The sequence below is a fragment of the Bradyrhizobium sp. 23 genome (genome assembly GCF_023073295.1).
GTDB classification, from domain to species: domain Bacteria; phylum Pseudomonadota; class Alphaproteobacteria; order Rhizobiales; family Xanthobacteraceae; genus Bradyrhizobium; species Bradyrhizobium canariense_D.
Map to the genome: position 1 here is coordinate 142,532 of NZ_JADPJF010000098.1, position 17,931 is coordinate 160,462.

18 protein-coding genes are annotated in these 17,931 nt (G+C 65.7%); 9 read left to right on the forward strand and 9 right to left on the reverse strand.

Annotated elements, in window-relative coordinates:
• Positions 1–318 (reverse strand): UvrD-helicase domain-containing protein (locus tag IVB32_RS24505; RefSeq protein WP_247411709.1); only part of this gene is annotated, 318 nt, incomplete at its 3' end.
• Positions 319–559: 241 nt separating this feature from the next.
• Here IVB32_RS24505 and IVB32_RS24510 point away from each other — a divergent pair.
• Positions 560–733, forward strand: coding sequence for a DUF1328 domain-containing protein (locus IVB32_RS24510; protein WP_247370222.1), 174 nt, complete (start codon positions 560–562; stop codon positions 731–733).
• 5 nt (positions 734–738) lie between these two features.
• On the opposite strand, the gene IVB32_RS24515 is transcribed toward IVB32_RS24510, so the two are convergent.
• Positions 739–1,245, reverse strand: coding sequence for a thioesterase family protein (locus IVB32_RS24515; protein WP_085385101.1), 507 nt, complete (start codon positions 1,243–1,245; stop codon positions 739–741).
• An 87-nt stretch (positions 1,246–1,332) separates the two neighbouring features.
• Between IVB32_RS24515 and IVB32_RS24520 the strand changes: the two genes are divergently transcribed.
• Positions 1,333–2,757, forward strand: a complete 1,425-nt coding sequence (locus tag IVB32_RS24520; RefSeq protein WP_085350292.1) for an FAD-linked oxidase C-terminal domain-containing protein — start codon at positions 1,333–1,335, stop codon at positions 2,755–2,757.
• A gap of 50 nt (positions 2,758–2,807) precedes the next feature.
• Entirely contained in the window at positions 2,808–3,170 is a 363-nt protein-coding gene (locus IVB32_RS24525) for a hypothetical protein (RefSeq protein WP_026232706.1), read from the forward strand.
• 6 nt (positions 3,171–3,176) lie between these two features.
• Here IVB32_RS24525 and IVB32_RS24530 read toward each other — a convergent pair whose 3' ends face one another.
• The 4 genes from IVB32_RS24530 to IVB32_RS24545 all read right to left on the reverse strand — a co-directional run bounded on the left by IVB32_RS24530 (position 3,177) and on the right by IVB32_RS24545 (position 5,968).
• Entirely contained in the window at positions 3,177–4,844 is a 1,668-nt protein-coding gene (locus IVB32_RS24530) for a SulP family inorganic anion transporter (protein ID WP_018454290.1), read from the reverse strand.
• A 162-nt stretch (positions 4,845–5,006) separates the two neighbouring features.
• Complete coding sequence (locus IVB32_RS24535) at positions 5,007–5,273, reverse strand: hypothetical protein (RefSeq protein ID WP_018454291.1); 267 nt, start codon at positions 5,271–5,273, stop codon at positions 5,007–5,009.
• A complete protein-coding gene (locus IVB32_RS24540) occupies positions 5,267–5,548 on the reverse strand; it encodes a hypothetical protein (protein WP_143273231.1) in 282 nt (93 codons plus the stop codon). The genes IVB32_RS24535 and IVB32_RS24540 overlap by 7 nt, the downstream gene beginning before the upstream one ends.
• A gap of 90 nt (positions 5,549–5,638) precedes the next feature.
• Positions 5,639–5,968 (reverse strand): hypothetical protein, encoded by a 330-nt coding sequence (locus tag IVB32_RS24545; protein WP_018454292.1) that lies wholly within the window; start codon positions 5,966–5,968, stop codon positions 5,639–5,641.
• Positions 5,969–6,139: 171 nt separating this feature from the next.
• On the opposite strand from IVB32_RS24545, the gene IVB32_RS24550 reads away from it, so the two are divergent.
• Both IVB32_RS24550 and IVB32_RS24555 read left to right on the forward strand, forming a co-directional pair.
• Positions 6,140–6,850, forward strand: a complete 711-nt coding sequence (locus tag IVB32_RS24550) for a response regulator (RefSeq protein WP_018454293.1) — start codon at positions 6,140–6,142, stop codon at positions 6,848–6,850.
• Positions 6,851–6,868: 18 nt separating this feature from the next.
• Entirely contained in the window at positions 6,869–8,206 is a 1,338-nt protein-coding gene (locus IVB32_RS24555) for an ATP-binding protein (protein ID WP_247370225.1), read from the forward strand.
• On the opposite strand, the gene IVB32_RS24560 is transcribed toward IVB32_RS24555, so the two are convergent.
• Both IVB32_RS24560 and IVB32_RS24565 read right to left on the reverse strand, forming a co-directional pair.
• On the reverse strand, positions 8,200–9,696 hold the full coding sequence (locus tag IVB32_RS24560; protein ID WP_018454295.1) for a caspase family protein: 1,497 nt from the start codon (positions 9,694–9,696) through the stop codon (positions 8,200–8,202). The genes IVB32_RS24555 and IVB32_RS24560 overlap by 7 nt on opposite strands.
• A gap of 43 nt (positions 9,697–9,739) precedes the next feature.
• Positions 9,740–10,054: a hypothetical protein gene (locus tag IVB32_RS24565; RefSeq protein WP_026232707.1), complete on the reverse strand. Its 315-nt coding sequence runs from the start codon at positions 10,052–10,054 to the stop codon at positions 9,740–9,742.
• A 68-nt stretch (positions 10,055–10,122) separates the two neighbouring features.
• On the opposite strand from IVB32_RS24565, the gene IVB32_RS24570 reads away from it, so the two are divergent.
• From IVB32_RS24570 to IVB32_RS24580, 3 genes are read left to right on the forward strand one after another with little or no spacing between them, the layout of a single operon-like run.
• Positions 10,123–11,154 (forward strand): TRAP transporter substrate-binding protein, encoded by a 1,032-nt coding sequence (locus IVB32_RS24570; protein ID WP_085350285.1) that lies wholly within the window; start codon positions 10,123–10,125, stop codon positions 11,152–11,154.
• A 7-nt stretch (positions 11,155–11,161) separates the two neighbouring features.
• On the forward strand, positions 11,162–13,039 hold the full coding sequence (locus tag IVB32_RS24575) for a TRAP transporter large permease subunit (protein ID WP_018454298.1): 1,878 nt from the start codon (positions 11,162–11,164) through the stop codon (positions 13,037–13,039).
• Between the two features lie 12 nt (positions 13,040–13,051).
• A complete protein-coding gene (locus tag IVB32_RS24580) occupies positions 13,052–14,029 on the forward strand; it encodes a hydroxyacid dehydrogenase (protein WP_018454299.1) in 978 nt (325 codons plus the stop codon).
• 6 nt (positions 14,030–14,035) lie between these two features.
• Here the strand turns inward: IVB32_RS24580 and IVB32_RS24585 are convergent, their stop codons facing one another.
• On the reverse strand, positions 14,036–15,169 hold the full coding sequence (locus tag IVB32_RS24585) for an ABC transporter substrate-binding protein (RefSeq protein WP_018454300.1): 1,134 nt from the start codon (positions 15,167–15,169) through the stop codon (positions 14,036–14,038).
• 349 nt (positions 15,170–15,518) lie between these two features.
• On the opposite strand from IVB32_RS24585, the gene IVB32_RS24590 reads away from it, so the two are divergent.
• Positions 15,519–17,909 carry an EAL domain-containing protein gene (locus IVB32_RS24590; RefSeq protein ID WP_247370228.1) on the forward strand — a complete coding sequence of 797 codons (2,391 nt, stop codon included), beginning with the start codon at positions 15,519–15,521 and terminating at the stop codon, positions 17,907–17,909.
• The last annotated feature ends 22 nt before the right edge of the window (positions 17,910–17,931 follow it).

Consider the following 17,931-nt stretch of genomic DNA (forward strand, 5'->3'; position numbering starts at 1 on the left):
ACCGAGCCGATGTTTCATTTCGCGCGCGGCCTTGTTGGTGAAGGTCACCGACAGGATTTCGGATGGGCGGGCGCGGCCCTGGCTCAGGATGTGGGCGATGCGCGTGGTCAGCACGCGGGTCTTGCCGGTGCCGGCGCCGGCCAGCACCAGAACCGGCCCGTCCAGCGTCTCCACAGCCTCGCGCTGCTCCGGATTGAGCCCGGACAGGTATTGCGGGCCTACCGAGGCGCGCGCACGCGCGGCGATGCCGCCGGCTGCGGGCTGGTGGTCGGGGACGCTCTGGGACGTGATCTTGCTCGGCTCGGTCATGCGAATCATTTGCCCCACGTTGGCACCGCGGGGTGGTGAAAGGGGAGCCTTCTTAACAGGGATTGGTCCCTATATGGGGCCGCGGACAGGGGTTTTCCACGTGCGCCGAAAGCCAATTTGTTCCTGTCGGTCAGGCGAATTTCCGGCTTCAGCGGCCCGGAACCATTGTTCCGAGTTGGCGATTGGTTCTGCAAGTGAGGCGCGTCAGCCGCGCCGATCGCAGACAGACATCGAAACAGAGGTTCGGATCATGTTTAGCTGGGTAGTTACGTTTCTGGTTATCGCCCTGATCGCCGGTATCCTGGGCTTTGGCGGCCTCGCCGGCGCGTCGATCGAAATCGCCAAGATCATCTTCTTCATCGCAGTCGTGTTGTTCCTGGTCTCGGCCGTTGTCGGACTGGCACGGGGTCGTAACAGGGTTTAGCGCGCTTACCGCTTCGAGGGCATCGCCACGTTCCGGCCGATGCCCTCGGGCCGCGGGACGGCGCTGTGGGCCTTGACCACCGCTGCGATGCGCTCACGGATGTCTGGGGGAAAAGCCGCCACCTTTCGTGAGCCCATGTCGATGTGAAGCGACATGTTTTCCGATGTGGCGGACAGCCATCCTTCGGTCGCGTGCCGCAGCTCCTGGAAGGTGTGCAGCCGCTTGTCGTCGGCTTCCAGCAGCCAGACCGAGACCTGCACGAGATCGTCGAGGTGGATTTCGCGCAAATACCGCACGTGGCATTCGGCGGTGAAGGTCGAGCCGCCGCGCTCCTTCATGTAGCCCGGTCCGATCCCGAGCGTCAGCCACATCTGGTCGATCGCGCGGTCGAACATCACGTTGTAATAGGCCATGTTGAGGTGGCCGTTGTAGTCGATCCATTGCGGCTCGATCTGCATGATTGACGAGCGGAACGGCACGCCCTCGATCGTTGTGGCAGCAGTCTCCGGCATGTGTCCTTCCCCAGCTATGCGTCCGGTCGCTTGACTTGACCGGTGAGATGTCCTTTGCCACGGTTCGTCTCGTCGGGAGGAACGTCCGTGGGTACGACCATCACCAATAATCCGCCGCGGCCGGCGCCGAAAGCCCTCGCGAGCGCGCTGGAGCAACTTGCCGCGCGGTTCGGCAACCGCCTCATCACCTCGCAAGCCGTCCGCGAGCAGCACGGCCATACCACCACATGGATCGTGAACCAGCCGCCGGACGGCGTGGTGATGGCGCAGGAGACTGCCGACATCCAGGACGTGGTGCGGATCTGCGCGAAAAACGGCGTGCCTGTCATCGCCTTCGGCACCGGCACCTCGCTCGAGGGCCAGGTCAACGCACCCGCCGGCGGAATTTGCATCGACCTGCGCGACATGAACAAGGTGCTCGCGGTGCATGCCGAGGACCTCGACTGCGTGATCCAGCCCGGGGTGACCCGCAAGGCGCTCAACGAGCATCTGCGCGACCAGGGCCTGTTCTTCCCGATCGACCCCGGCGCGGACGCTTCCCTCGGTGGCATGGCCTCGACCCGCGCTTCCGGCACCAATGCGGTGCGCTACGGCACCATGCGCGACAGTGTGCTGGCGCTGAAAGTGGTCCGCGGCGACGGCGAGATCATCACGACCGGCACGCGTGCGAAGAAATCATCCGCCGGCTACGACCTGACGCATCTGTTCGTCGGCGCCGAGGGCACGCTCGGCATCATCTCGGAGCTGACCATCCGCCTGCGCGGCATCCCCGATACGATCGCGGCCGGAGCGGTGTCGTTCGAGACCGTGCACGGGGCGTGTCAGGCCGTGATCCTGGCGATCCAGACCGGCATTCCCGTGGCGCGCATCGAGCTGCTCAACGCCGCGCAGGTGCGGGCCTGCAACGCCTATTCGAAGTTGACCCTGCCCGAAACGCCGCTGCTGCTGATGGAATTCCACGGCAGCGAGATCGAGGTCGCCGAACAGTCCAAGGCCTTCGGCGAGATCGCCAGGGATTGCGGCGGCGGCGACTTCTCCTGGACCACCAAGCCGGAGGATCGCACAAAGCTGTGGCAGGCGCGGCACGACGCCTATTGGTCGGTGAAAGCGCTGCGGCCCGGCGACAGCATCGGGGTGGTCGCGACCGACGTCTGCGTGCCGATCTCGCGGCTTGCCGAATGCGTCGGCGAGACCGAGGAAGATCTCAAGCGCCTCAACCTGTTGTCGCCGATCGTCGGCCATGTCGGCGACGGCAATTTCCACTGCTCGCTGGTCTGCGACACCAACGATGCCGACGAGATGGCGCGCGGCGAGGAGTTCATGCATCGGCTGGTCGAGCGCGCGCAGGCGATGGACGGCACCTGCACCGGCGAGCACGGCATCGGTCAGGGCAAGCAGAAATACCTCAAGGCGGAGCTCGGCCCCGAGGCGATCGACGCGATGCGGGCGCTGAAAAAGGCGCTCGATCCGCAGAACATCTTCAATCCCGGGAAGATCGTACCGGAGGCGTAGCGCGCGGCGTGGCCGCCGTTTATGCTCGCTCCCTCACCACGGAGCAGGCAATGCAGTGGTTCGCGCGCAAGACGCGTCAGGACGTCTGGGACGAAGCGATCGAACGGCCGCTCGGCGACATCGAGGCCGCCGAGCGCATCCGTGCGATCTGTGACGCCGCTGCGGCGAGCGCGGCAGGTAGCGCGCGCAGCGACAAGCGCGACAGCGAGCGCTACGAGCGCGCGGCGAAAGTCGCGATGGAAATCGCGATGAAGATCTCGGATGGACTGATGCGCGACGACGCAGTCCGTCGCATCGTCGATCTCTGCATGAAGGCGAACGACCTCAAGACGGCGCAAATCCTGTTTCGCGCGATCCATGCCAGCTGGATCCGCGAAACGATCCAGCGCGATCACCCGCCATTGGCGCAGTGAGCCCAGTTATCGCGCCAACTTCCGCACGGCCTCGTCGACGCTGTGGAAGACACGCTCTCTCGGCAGGGCGTCGAACAATCTAAACCGCTCGAACGCGTCCTGCGCGCGCACTGATTCCAGCCGGGCCAGCGCGACGGTGACGCCCTGTTCGCTGCACGCCCTGAACACGTCCAGCAGGATCTGCGCGGCGGTGAAGTCGATCTCGACCATGCCGCTCGCCTCCAGCACCAGCAGCTGTGGCGGCATCGTGCCGAGCACCTTGATCACGTCGCTGCGAAAGCCGGGCGCGTTGAGGAAGGACAGCGGCGCCTGCAGCCCGAGCACGGCGACGCCGGCGATGCGCTCGCCGGCGATGTGCGGATGTGCCGGCCACCAGATCGTGGTGCCCGGCACGCGCTCGAACTCGACCAGCCGCGCGCGCGTCGTGCTCCAGATGCCGTGCAGCAGCGACAGCACGATGCCGAGGAACGCGCCTTGCTGGATCGGCAGCACGATGATCAGCGCGGCGGTGGCGGCGATCAGCAGGAATTCGCTGGGGGATTGGCGATAGATCGTGACGATCTGCTTCACGCGGATGATGCGCAGCGCGACGAACAGCAGGATGCCGCCGAGGGCTGCGTCTGGAACGTGCTGCAGCAATCCCGTTCCAAACGCGAGCAGCGCCAGCACGATCGCAGCGGCGGCGAGACCCGCGAGCTGCGATTGTCCGCCGGTCTCGGCGACAATGCCCGTCCGCGGCGGGCTGGCGTTGACCGGAAACGCGCCGAACAGGCCCGACAGTACGCAGCCTACGCCCGCGCCGAGAAAATCGCGATCGACATCGGCCGGCTTGTCGGGATCGGACGGGAATGAGCGCGTCGTCGCCGCGGTCTGCACCATCACCACGACCGTGATGACAAAGGCGAGCGGCACGAGGCGGACCCATTGCTCCGGTGCAAGCTCGGGGAAGGTCGGCCGCGGCAGCGTCCCCGGCACGAGGCCTACGACATTGACGCCCTTGCTCTCGAGGCCGAGCGCGATCGTGGCCAGGGTCGCGGCGACGAGCCCGATCAGCGCGCCCGGAATTTTTGCGCTGATCTTCTCGGCGACGAAGACCACGGCCAGCACACCGAAGCCGATGCATAGCGTGAAGGGATTGGTGCGGCCGAGCTCGCTTGCGAGCACACCGATGCGATCGAGCGTCGGCCCGTTCGGCGAGTCCAGGCCCAGCACGCCCGGTAATTGCGACACGATGATGTGGACGGAGATGCCGGCGAGGAAACCGACCATGACGGGCACGGACAAGAGATTGGCGATGCCGCCGAGGCGGAAGGCGCCGCCGGCCAGCATCATTGCGCCGACCATCAGTGCCAGCGCGATCGCGAGGCCCTGATACTCAGGCGAGCCGGCGGCGGCCAGCGCCGCCAGCCCGCCGGCGAAGATCGGCGTGATCGTGGAATCGGCGCCGCAGGACAGGAAGCGGTTTCCGCCGAGCATCGCAAAGCCGAGCGATCCCGCCATGAAGGCGAAGAAGCCGATCTGCGGCGCGAAGCCGCCGAGCCGCGCCGTGGCCATCTGCTCTGGGATCGCGATTGCCGCGAGCGTCAGGCCGGCCATCAAATCGCCCGGCAGCGAATAGGACGCGAGTGAGCGAAACAGCGGCCATGATGTTGCGGTGTGAGCGTCCTGCGCCATCAGCAGCGAATCCCCGAAGTGTTCCGTTGGTCGACCAGACCACAGCTGCCGGTCGTCGGCAAACATGGGGTTGCCGGCCTCGCCTGTATATCGTGCGACACCGCAGGGCTCGCGGCACTTATCGCGTCTGCGAGCCCCACGCGCACTCCCGCGAGGCACGCCCTATGGCTTCGACGCCTGCGCCTGCTTCAGCGCGCTCTTGCAGCCATCCGACAGCTGGTTGAAATGCTCGATCATGCACTGCTTGACGCGGCCGCCTCCCGGCATGATGCCGGAGCACAGCGCGCGCATGTCCGCGGTGCACGCTTGGCGTATCTCCTGTCGCGGTTGCTGGGCGGACGCGGCGCCCGCGGACGATATCGCGACCAACGCGGCGATGATGGCCGCGATCGCGCGTCGCAGCTCCCGTAGCTGTACAGGTCTCACCATGCGCAGACCCTCCGCACGCCGAATGGCGTGCTGGTCCACCAACAGGCCCCAGGATAGGGAGGCGCCGCATAGGCATAGGGTGGATGGGCGTAGGGCACGATGGTCCGCCGGCACAGGCCGTTGGCCGTCAGGTGCCAGCCGGGTCCGCAGCCGCCGCTGACTTCGGTGAGGCCGTCGGACATGCCGGGGTGAGGGCTGGGGGTGAAGGCTAGCGCGGTCGAACCTGCGGCCAGTGCGGCTGCCGCGGCCGACGCCAAGATCGTCAATCGTCGCATTCGAGATATCCATGCTTGCAAGTTGGAGGAAGGCAGTCCGCGGCCAGTGTTCTGACCCCGGCCGGAATTCACGGTCGTGCGGCGCGAGGGTCAGTACCGGTATCCGTAATAGGGATGAGTCCCGACCGTGCCGCTGCGCGTCACGCTGTTGCCGTTCGGACCCGTCGTGGTGCGCGTGTAGTCGAATGCATGCGGAGCGACGCGCGTGATGCTGCCGCTGCGTGCGATCGTGCCGCCATAAGGTCCCGTCACCGAAGCCGAACGCGAGCAGGTTCCGCCGGCGCATCCGCCGCTGGCGCTGCCGTAGTAGGTACCTCGCCAAGTCGTGACGCCGCCGCTGCGAACCCAGGCGTTTGCACCGGAGGCTCCCGTGAGGGCCAGCACCGTTGCGAGTGATAGCGAAGCCAGAATGGGTTTCATCGGATACTCCTGTTTGTGAGGACGCGCCGGAACGAGACCGGTCGCCGCATGGGGCCAATCTCGCCTCGATCTTTTGCCGTGATATTGCCGGCGAGGCCGGAAGTGTAACGTTTTGTAACGAGTGACGGGGTCGCCACATTCCTGCCAGCGGGCTGCTCGATAGAGGCCGCGATGGACACTCGGACGATCATGATCGTGGAGGACGACCGCGAGATCCGCGCGCTCTTGGCGGACCTGCTGACGCGGGAGGGCTATGCGCCGGTTTGCGTCGAGAACGGCGCGGCGATGGACCGGGCGCTGATGCAGGCATGCCCGGATCTCATCGTGCTTGACATCATGCTGCCGGGCGAGGACGGACTGTCGATCTGCCAGCGCCTGCGCAGCAAGAGCCGCACGCCGATCCTGATGCTGACGGCCAAGGCCGACGATGTCGACCGCATCATCGGCCTGGAGCTCGGCGCCGACGATTATCTGCCGAAGCCTTTCAATCCTCGGGAATTGCTGGCGCGCATCAAGGCCGTCTTGCGGCGTGTGGACGGCCCGCTGCAGATGCCGCCGCCGCGGCGAATTGCTTTCGGCAGGCTGGTGGCCGATCTCGACGGGCGCAGCCTGACCAACGACCAGAACCGTGTCGTCGAGTTGACGGCAGCGGAGTTTGATCTGCTGGCATGTTTCCTCGAACGGCCCAAGCGGGTGCTGTCCCGCGACCAGTTGCTCGACTGGACACGCGGCCGGACCGCGGATCCGTTCGACCGCGTCATTGACGTGTCGGTTAGCCGGCTGCGCCGCAAGCTCGTCGCCGCGGATCCCAAGGCTGCGTTCTCGATCAGGACCGTGCGCAATGGCGGCTATCTCTTCAGTGCTGACGTTCGCCCGCTCTGAGCACGGAGCCTGTGCGGAATGAGCAGGCTTCACATCGCCGCCCGCCTCGGCCTTATCGTCGTCGGCGCCATCATTCTCGTGCAGTTGCTGTCGGTCGCCATCTATTTGGTGGAGCAGCGGGAGCCGTCCGGATTTGCCGCTTTGCTCGCGCAGGTCGCCGCCTTGGCGGAGGCGATCGACAGGGTCCCGCGCGACGATCGCGACCTGGTGCTGCGCGCGGCCACGACGGCGCGATTTAAGCCGGTCGTGCGTCAGGACGTGCCGCCCAACCCGTTGCATGGCCGTTTCCTGGGCAGCGCGGAGCAACGGTTGCGCGCGCTGAGCGGTGTGCCAGCGGAGCGGCTGGTCGCACTGTCCTTCGTCAACGTCAGGGACGGCCAACAGGTGGCCCGCTTGCGTGATCTCGTCACCTCGCGCCTGCAAGCTGTCATTGAACTTGCTGGCGGCGGCTATCTGGTGATCGAGACCGCAGGTGAGCTCAGCCTTCGCCTGCTCGGCATTCCTGTCGGCCTGCTGGCCGGAATTCTCGGCTTCGTCGTCGCTTTGGCGGCCTTGCTCGCGGTCCGCCACGAGACCAGGCCGCTGTCCGAGTTGACCGTCGCCATCGAGCGCTTCGGCGCTGCCATGGAGACCATGCCGGTCAGCGAGCGGGGTGCTCCCGACGTCCGGGCGCTGATCCGCGCCGTCAACGCCATGCAGGCGAACATCGCCGAACTGCTGCGCAGCCGCACCCTCGTGCTCGGCGCGATCAGCCATGATCTGCGCACTTATGTCACGCGGCTGCGGCTACGTCTCGAGCTGCTGCCCGAAAGCGTGCAGCGGGACAAGGCAACCGTCGATCTCGACGACATGCAATCGCTGATGGATGATGCGCTCGCCTTTGTCCGCGCCTCGTTCGCAGGCCCGTCGGCGGAAACCGTCGATCTTGCCCGCGTCGCGCGGACCGAGTACGAAGCGCGCAAGGGCGCCTGCGCAGCGCTGACGCTCACCTGCGAAGATCCGGCTCTCCTCATCCGCGGCTCGGCTGCGGGCATGGCTCGGGTCGTTGCCAATCTCGTCAACAACGCGATCCTCTATGGTGGCGCCGCGGACATCTCGTTGTACGCCGAGACCGATGTGATCGAACTCCTGGTCGAGGACCGCGGGCCGGGAATCCCGGTTGACGAACGCACCCGCGTATTCGATCCATTCTACCGGCTGGAGACCTCGCGCAGCCGCGAGAGCGGCGGCGCAGGATTGGGACTCACAATCGTGAGGCAAGTTGTCGAAAGCAACGGCGGCACGGTCGCCATTGAGGATCGTCCCGGTGGCGGCACCCGTGTCCGCGTCCGGCTGCCGCGCGAGCGGTCTCAGTAACGGCTGCGGTAGCCATCGCCGTGTCCCGGGCCGCCGTAGTTGCCGCCTCGACCGCCCATGCCCATGCCAATTCCGATGCCTATTCCGACACCTAAGGCTTCTGGCGGCGGGCCGCGATCCGGTGGCGGCGCGCGCTCGTAGATCACCTCATCAGGCGGCGGCCGGCGCGGCCTGGGCGGCGTGTCGACCACCTTGCGCTTCGGCGGTGTGTCGTCGACGCGCTTCTTGATCACAGGCGCGATCGTCGGGTTGATCGGCGAAGCCGGTGGTGTGGGCGTCGAGCACGGGCAGGTCGGGGCCATCGCGACGGCGACCGGGGCAGGAGCGGCCGCGACCGCGGCAGGCAAGACGTAGTTGCGGTTCTGCACGCGGAGCAGCAGCCGGCGTGCGGTCGCGGCCAGATCGCTGTTGTCCCAGTTCGCCAGATACGCCTCGAACGAGGCGCGGGTGTTGATCGCGGTGGCGCGCTCCCACGCCAGCATCTGGCGCCGGCGCTCCACAATCGTGCGCAGCCGCGGCGTACGGGTATCCTGAGCGTACAACTCGATATAGGCCTGATACGCCGGCACGGTGTCGTCGGTGATCACTATCTCATAGGCGACCATGGCCGGCTTGCCCTGCAAATCCTTGCGCCAGTCCTCGAGGCTGCGCGTGCCGCTCGCAAGTGCCATGGAGGATGCGCCAGGAAGCGCAGTCTGACTGCCGCTGCTGTCGCCGCCGAAGAACTTGAAGTCAGTCGTCAGCGACGAGCTTTCCCAGGGGATCTGGCGTCCGTCGGTCGATTGCGCCACGGCGACGCGAATGCGCTTGAACACTTCCTCGATCGGCAGATTGGGCTGCTTGGCGACGGTCAGCGCCGCGGTGGTATAGGGGCTGTCGATGCCGGAGCCATCCTCGGCTTCGGAGCCCGGCGAGGTCGAATAGGAAATGAAGGAGCCCGGCGCGCCGGCCTTGGTGTCGACGATCGCAAGCCCGTGTCCGGCGCCGCTGAGCGCAGGGAAGGGATTGTTGCGGCAGGCATCGAGCATGAAGATGCGCGCCCGCGTCGGCAGTGCGCCGAGCGTGTTGAGCAAATCGTTCAGTCGCACACCCTGCAGCGGAATGTCGGCTTCGCGCTTGGGGTCGAGATCGACGGGAACGAGATAGTTCTCGCCGTCGATCTGGAGGCCGTGGCCGGCATAGAACACCAGCGCGACGGTGTCGGCGCCGCTGGCGCTGACCTTGCCGGCGAAATCCGAGATCGCCTGACGCATATCGTTTTGCGCCAGATTGGATGCCGTGGTGACGGTGAAGCCGGCATTGCCGAGCAGCTCCGTCATGCCCTTGGCGTCGTTGGCTGCGTTGGGGAGTTCCGGCACGGTGCGATAGGCCGATTGGCCGATCACCAGTGCGAGCCGCGCTTCGGCCGCGGCCCCCGTCGGCATCGTCAATTGCGTGAGCGCGAGAAGAGCGGATGCAAGAAACAAATTGCGAAAGACTGGACGGCGCATGGTGTCACCTCCATCGGCAATGCGCGCGATGATGTCACCTTTTCTAGGTGGCCGCCATGCGTCTGTCTGTGCACTGGATCACGTTGAGCTGCGGCAAAATGGGGCAGAAGGTCTGCCAGAGCTGGTGCGGCATCGTTCTGGCGCCATCCATGTGAATTGCGCATTGATCCATGCGCCAATTGGATCGATGCCCAACGCTGCGCGAAAGCATCTTCTCGCGCATCGGCCCCATGCCGATCTGATCGAGAATCCCGCAAAAACATGGCTGTTTTGCCGCGCGCTGATGCCGTTGATCCTCGCGACACGCCGCTTTGCAACGGCCGGCCGCAAGCCTTGCCTGCGCCGTCGCTTTGGCCATACAGTCCGCGCAACGGGCTGCGGCAACGACCGTTGCTCGAAAAACAATAATTGGGGAGAAACCGCATTATGTCCATCGTGCCCGTGAACCGTCGCGCGTTCATCAAGTCGTCGACGGGACTTGCTGCCGGCCTCGTGCTTTCCCCCGCACTCATCGGCCGCGCCGAAGCCGCGACGCTGAAGCTGAAATGCTCCTCGTCGCTGCCGAACGATCCCAAATTCGCCAACGGCCGGGTCTACTACGACAATCTGGTGAAGAACCTGAAGGCGAACGGCCTCGGTGAGCAGGTCGAGGTCGCGTTCTTTCCCGACAACCAATTGGGTCAGGAAATCGACGTCATCAACTCAGTGAAGCTCGGCGTCATCGACCTCATGGTGTCGGGCTCCTCGATCTCGGCGAATCTGGTGCCGCTGGTCGGCACCTACGACCTCGGCTTTCTGTTCTCGAGCTTTCCGCAGCAGACCAAGGCGTTCGACGCTGGCGCGGCCAAGCCGATCGAGGACGCGCTGCTCAAGGGCAGCAACATCCGCATCATCGCCTGGGCCTATAATTTCGGTTCACGCAGCGTACTTGCGAGGAAGCCGGTGAAGACGCCGGAAGATCTCGCCGGTCTCAAGATCCGCACGCTGCCAAATCCCGTCATCACGGAATGCCTGCGCCTGATGGGAGCCGCCGCGACGCCGCTGGCGTTCGGCGAAATCTACACGGCATTGCAGGCCGGCGTGCTGGACGGGCTAGAGCACGACCCGCCGACCATCCTGGCCAGCAAGTTCTTCGAAACGGCGAAATTCTATGCATTGACGCAGCACAATTTCTCGCCGCTCGCGATCTATTTCAGCGACACGACCTACAATCGCATGGATCCGAAGCTGCGCGAGGGATTTCTCGATGCCGCGAAGAAGGCTGCGGCCGACACGCGGACCCACGGGCTCGCCGTCGAGAAGGAAGCGCTGTCGGCCTTGACCGAAAAGGGCGTGACGGTGGCCGAATGCGACCGCGAGGCGTTCAAAAAGCGCGTCGCGCCGCAGATCGAGAACTTCATGAAGGCGCGGCCGGAATCCAAGGCCGTGATCGACATCATCCGCGCCACGCAGGCCTGACGTGGCAATGACAGCTGCCGTACCTCTCTCGGGCGGCCGCCACGGGAGCATCGCCCTGCTGCTTCGCTTCAGCGACGCGATCGCGGCCATCCTGCTGGCCACGGATCTCGTCGTCGTCTGCGGTTCCGTGCTGCTGCGCTTCTGCTTCAACGCGCCGGTGGAGTGGTCCGACGACGTCGCGCGCGGACTGATGGTCGGATCGGCCTTCTTCGGCGCGGCGAGCGCGCTCGCGCGCGGCGAGAATGTCGGCGTCTCTTTCTTCCGCGATCTGGCTCCGGTACGGCTGCGCGCGCTGGTCGACGCCGCGAGCGCGCTGCTGGTGGTGCTGATTTCGGGCTACGTCGCCTACAACGCCATCAAGCTCGGCTCGCTGACGGCGGGCCAGACCACCGGATCCGGCCTGCCGCTGGAGCTGACCTTCTACCCGATGGGCGCCGGCGCGCTGTTCATGACGGTGTTTGCGATCGACCAGCTCTGCGCCAGGCCGCTCCCTGACATCGTCAGAGGCCTCGTCGCGATTGCGGTCGTGACCGGCCTTTATCTCGCCTGGGATTATCTGTCGCCCGCCACGGTGCCGTCGGCGGGCACGCTGATGCTGATCGGTTTCTTTGCGACGTTGGTCGGTGGCTTGCCGATCGGCTTTGCACTGGCGCTGGCCGCGCTGATCTTCATCTGGGTCGAGGGCGCGCTGCCCGGCGTGATCTTCGCCCAGCAGATGGCGCGCGGCATCGACAATTTCGTGCTGCTCGCGATTCCGTTCTTCATTCTCGTCGGCTACCTCATGGAAGCCAACGGCATGTCGGTGCGGCTGATCGAGCTGTTGCAGCGCGGGGTCGGCCGCATGCGCGGCGGTTTGAACGTCGTGATGGTGGCCTCGATGGTGCTGTTCTCCGGCATTTCCGGCTCGAAGATGGCCGACGTCGCCGCGGTCGGCTCCGTGCTGATTCCGGCCGCGCGCCGCTCCAAGCAGAATCCGGGCGGCGCCGTGGCGCTGCTCGCAGCCTCCGCGGTGATGGCGGAGACTATTCCGCCCTGCATCAACCTGATCATCCTGGGCTTCGTCGCGAACCTGTCGATCGGTGGTCTGTTCGTCGCAGGGCTGTTGCCCGCGGCGCTGATGGCGCTGGCCTTGATCGCCGTCTCCATCATCTTCGGCAAGACTCCAATTGAGACTCCAACTGAGTCTCCAGCTGATGCCGAGGTCATCGCGCCGCAGATGCCGGTGTCGGGCCTGTGGAGCGGCGCGATCGCCTCGTTCGGCCTGATCTTCATGATCTTCTTCGGCTTCAAGAGCGGCTTTGCCACCGCCACGGAAATCTCGGCCTTCGCCGTGGCTTATGCACTCGTCGTCGGCAGCGTGGTGTTCCGCGAACTCAGCTTCACATCGGCTGCGCACAGCTTCGTCCAGGGAGCGACGCGCGCGGGGCTCGTGCTGTTCATCGTTGCCGCAGCGCAATCGCTGGCGTTCACGCTGACCCTGCAGCAGGTGCCGCATGCGGTCGGCGATTTCATGCTGGGATTGTCCAAGACCAGCGGCACCTGGCTGTTCATCCTGCTCGCGATCGGCGTGCTGATCGTGATGGGCTCGGTGCTGGAGGGGGCGGCCGCGCTGATCATCTTCGGGCCGCTGCTGCTGCCGGTGGCCGTGCAGCTCGGCATCGATCCCCTGCATTTCGGGGTGGTGCTTGTGATCGCGATGGGCATCGGCCTGTTCGCGCCGCCGCTCGGGCTCGGGCTTTACGGCGCCTGCCTGATCGGCAATGTGCCGATCGAGCAGACGGTGAAGCCGATCATGGGCTATCTCGGCCTGTTGTTCCTTTGCCTGCTCGTGATCGCGTTCGTGCCATGGCTCAGCACGGCATTGCCGCGCGCGTTCGGCTATTGAGGGAGTATCGCCGTGAAAGTCCTGCTGGCCCACACGCCGGAGATGCGCCGCAATTACTACGGCGATCGCAGCCTGAACGGCTTGCGCGCGACCGCCGAGGTGATCCTGCACGAGAGCGATGAGACGCTGGTCTCAGCCAGCCTCGTGCGCGCTGCGCAAGATGTCGACATCATCGTGGCCGATCGCATGACCGAGGGACGCGGCGAGATCTTTGCGCAACTGCCGCGCCTGCGCGCCTTCGTCCGCTGCGCCGTCGACATCCGCAACGTCGATGTCGAGGCGGCCTCGAACGCCGGCGTGCTCGTGACCCGCGCCGGGCCTGGCTTCGTGCAAGCCGTTGCCGAGCTCGCGGTTGGCTTCATGGTCGATCTCTCCCGCGGCGTATCGCGAGCGACGGCCGATTATCACGCCGGCCGCAAGCCGGAAGCGCGGATGGGCCGTCAACTCGCCGGCAGCAAGATCGGCATCATTGGCTATGGCAGCATCGGGCGCTATCTCGGGGAAATCGCCAAGGTGATGCGCATGGAAGTGCTGGTCGCAGATCCCTTTGCGACCGTGACCGACGGTGCCATCCGGCAGGTCAGCCTCGACGAGCTCCTCGCCGCGTCCGACTATGTCGTCTGCCTTGCCATCGCCAACGAGCAGACCGAAAATCTGATCGGCGAGGCGGCGCTGGCGCGGATGCAGAAGCATGCGGTCTTCATCAATCTCTCCCGCGGCAACCTGGTCGACGAAGCGGCGCTGGCGAAGGCGTTGCTTGAAAATCGAATCGCGGGTGCCGCGATGGATGTGGGCCGCGCGCCCGACCAGATGCCAAGCCCGGAGCTTGCGAAGCTTCCCAACGTCATCGCCACGCCCCATGTCGGCGGCCTGACGCCGCAGGCGATCGAATATCAGTCGCTGGAAACCGTGCGGCAGGTCGAAGCGATCGTCAAAGGCGAGATCCCGCAAGGCGCCGTCAACGCCGACCGCTGGACGCGGCGGCCGTGATCTGCTCTATAGCCGGTCCACAGCTTTGAACGTCCCGTCCTTCTGGATCACCGTCAAAAACACCTTCGGCGGCGCGTCGAGCATGCGCATGCCGACGGTGATGGTGCTGCCGCTGATGTCGAAGCGGCCGACATCGTTGATGGTGCGCAGCAGGCTCGCGCGCGTCGGTTGCGGTCCGGCTTGTTCCAGCGCCGCGGCCGCGAGACGGCCGGCGATATAGCCTTCGAGCGCCACGAAATTCGGTGTCAGCGCCGGGTCGAACGCCGTCTGCGCCGCCTGGTAGTCGGCGACCAGCTTAAGCGAGCGGTCCCAGGGAAACGGCACGACCTGCGTGACGACGACGCCTTCGCCCTCGGGGCCGAGCTCCTTGGCGAGCGCAACGGCGCCGACAAAGGAGATGTTGACGAAGGTCGGATTGGCGCCGCTGCGGTGCGCGAGCTTGATGAACTCGGCGCAGGGACCGTAGGTCCCGACCATGACGATCGCCTCGGGTTCGACGCGCTTGATCGTGCGCCAGGCCGACGCGACGGCGCGGGTGTTGCGCTCGAAGGTGCCTTCGGCGGCGAGCTCGAGGCCGCGCCTGGCAAGCGCGCGCTTCACGCCGGAAAGACCGTCGCGCCCGAACGAGTCGTCCTGGTAGAAAATGGCGATGCGGGTGAAATGGCGATCCTCGGTGAGATGCTTGACCCACGCCTCGGCCTCGGCGCCATAGCTTGCACGGATGTTGACCACGTTCGCAAGCTCGAAGTCGCGCAAGAATTCAGCGCCGCTGAAGGGACCGATGAAGGGCACGTTCCTGGCGCTGGTGATCGGTATCGTCGCCACCGCGGTCGGCGTGCCCACCGCGCCGATCAGCGCGAACACCTTCTCGTCCTCGATCAGCCGCAGCGTCTGCGCCAGCGAGCGGTCGGGGTCGTAGCCGTCGTCACGGCTGATGAGCTGGAGCTTGCGGCCGTGGACGCCGCCTTTGGCGTTGATCTCGGTGAAGGCTGCGACAATGCCCTGCCGCATGCGCTGTCCGAGTGTGGAGGAGGGACCCTCGAGCGCTGCGGCTTGGCCGAACAGGATCGCATCCTCGCTGACGCCGATCTCGTCGGCTTTCGCCGGCAGCATGATTGCTGCCAGGACGGCGACGGTCATGACGATGCATGTCGCAGATCGAGATCGATACATCAGAAAAGTCTTGCTGGGTGCGGTGAGTAGCTTCGTGAAAGCTATCGCCACGGGATGAATCGGCGATGTATCGACGGCTCCGTACTACTCCGGGGAAAACCGGCAACTTGCTTCGACAGAGCCCGCATCATCCTGCACTTCATTAACTAAACCGGGTAATGCGGAAAAGCCGGGTTCCGAAATTGTGCAGTTCTTAACCGCGGTCCTGTTCCGATAGTGGCTCCGGCGGCTCAACCAGAGGTTCGGTTGAGCGGGACAGGGGACGGCGGTTTTTGGAATGGGCGGTCGGGATCAGAACGATCAGGATCGGGGGCGTATGACCGGATGGTGGCGTGCCGCGCCGCTGCTCGGGCTCTATCGCCCTGCGCTCGTCGCAGTCGGCGTCGGTCTTCTGTTCTCGGTCGTGGCTGCAGCCGCCGTGGCGCGATGGGAAGGCCGCGTCAACAAGATCGAGTTCGAGAACGCGGCCGAGACCGAAGTGATCGTCATGCAGAACGGCATGAGCGAGTACATCTCCAGGCTCGTCGCGCTGCGCACGCTGTTCGAATCGACCAATCAGGAGATCACCCGCAGCGAATTCGAGACCTTCAGCGCCCGCCTGTTCGAGCGCCATCCCGGCATGCTGCGCATCTCCTGGGTGCCGCGGGTGAACCGCAAGGAGCGCGCCGAATACGAGGCCGCGGCGATCACGGACGGCGTGTCCGGCTATCGCATCAAGTCGCTCCAGGGCGATGCGTTCGCGACCGCGCCGCAGAGCGACGAATATTTTCCGGTGTTCTACTCGACCCAGCCGAAGACGTCTCCAGTCTACGGAATGGACTACGCGACCGTTCCGGAGCGCCGCGCGGTCCTCGAGCGCGCGCGCGACACCGACCGGATAGGGGCCATTCGCACCCGCCTCTACGAGCCGAAGGAGGGCGGCCGGTTGCCCGACGTCCTCGTCGCCATTCCCGTCTACGCCAAGGGAACGTCGCGCGACGCGGTCGTGGACCGGCGCCGCAATCTCGCCGGCTTCGTCGTCGGCGTCTTCGACCTGCCGCTGCTGATCCAGTCCATTCGCGTGACCACCGGGGCAAGCCCCGCGGTCAGCGTCAACGTCTATCCGCCGTTCGCGGGTCAGATCGTCGGCCTGGAGCAAATGCTGCCGGATTACTCGTCGGCCGCGACGGCGCCGCAGACGATGCGGGACGTCGCGCTAGCCCTGCACTGGTCGGGCAATCTCAAGATCGGCGACACCGATTGGCAGGTGCGGGCGGTTCCGGCTGCCGGCGGTCCGCTGGAGACGACTTACGATCGCGCGGGTGCGGTGCTGATCGTCGGCATGCTGCTGACGCTGTCGCTTTCGACCTATCTCATGCTCGCAACCCGCAATTCGCAGCGGCTGTCACTGGCGAACCGGCGGGTGCTCGAACTCGCCCAGACCGACATCCTGACCGGATTGCCGAACCGCGCTTTCTTCCTGGCCCGGCTCGACGAGCTCAAGGGCCGTTTGAAGGACGCCGGTCCGACCTTCTCGATCCTGATGCTCGACCTCGACCGCTTCAAGAACGTCAACGACTCGCTCGGTCACGGTGCCGGCGATGCGCTGCTGCGTCAGGTCGCACAGCGGCTGAAATCCGCTTTGCGCACCAGCGACGTGCTGGCCCGGCTCGGCGGCGACGAATTCGCCATCATCCAGGAAGCTTGCGAGGATCAGCGCGTCTGCTCGACCGAACTGGCGGGGCGGATCGCCAAGCTCGTGGCCGAGCCGTTCCTTCTTCCCGGACACCGCGTCGAGATCGGTACCAGCATCGGCATTGCGATCGCGCCCGATCATGGCAGCGATCAGGAGCAGCTGCTGAAGAAGGCGGACCTGGCGCTCTACCGCTCGAAATCGTCGGACCGCAACTGCTTCACCATCTACGACAAGGCGATGTCGGCCGAGCTCGAGGCGCGCAGCACGCTGGAAGGCGATCTGCGCGACGCCATCGCGCGGTGCCAGCTCGAGGTGCACTACCAGCCGTTCGTCGACGCCCTCAGCGGCACGCGGCGCGGCTTCGAGGCGTTGGTGCGCTGGCGGCATCCGACGCGCGGCTTGATTGCGCCGGACCAGTTCATCCCGCTTGCGGAGGAGACCGGGCTGATCGTGCCGCTCGGCGAGTTTGTGCTGCGGCGCGCCTGCGCGGACGCGGCCGGCTGGCCGTCCGATCTTGCGGTCGCCGTCAACCTGTCGCCGATCCAGTTCAAGGAGGCCGAGCTGTTCGAGATGATCAGCGCGGCGCTCGCCGATTCCGGATTGCCGCCGCAGCGGCTGGAGATCGAGATCACGGAATCCGTGCTGCTGGAGCGTGGCGTCGAGAACCACGCCTTCATGGAGCGGCTGAAGAGCATCGGCATCGCGCTCGCACTCGACGATTTCGGCACCGGCTATTCGTCGCTCAGCTATCTGACCGCTTTCCCGTTCGACAAGATCAAGATCGACAAATCGTTCATCCGGAACCTCACGCATCAGCCGCGCAGCTCCGCCATCATCTCCTCGATCGTGACGTTGGCGCGCGGGCTGGACATGTCGGTCACCGCCGAGGGCGTCGAGACCCGCGAGGAGTACGAGCGGCTGAAGGCGCTCGGCGTCAATTTCGCGCAAGGCTATCTGTTCGGCCGCCCGCAGCCGATCGAACGGATCCTGTTCGACGCGCCCGCCAAATCGTCGCAACGCGACGCGGCCTGAGGGCGGCCGCCCAAGGATCGCT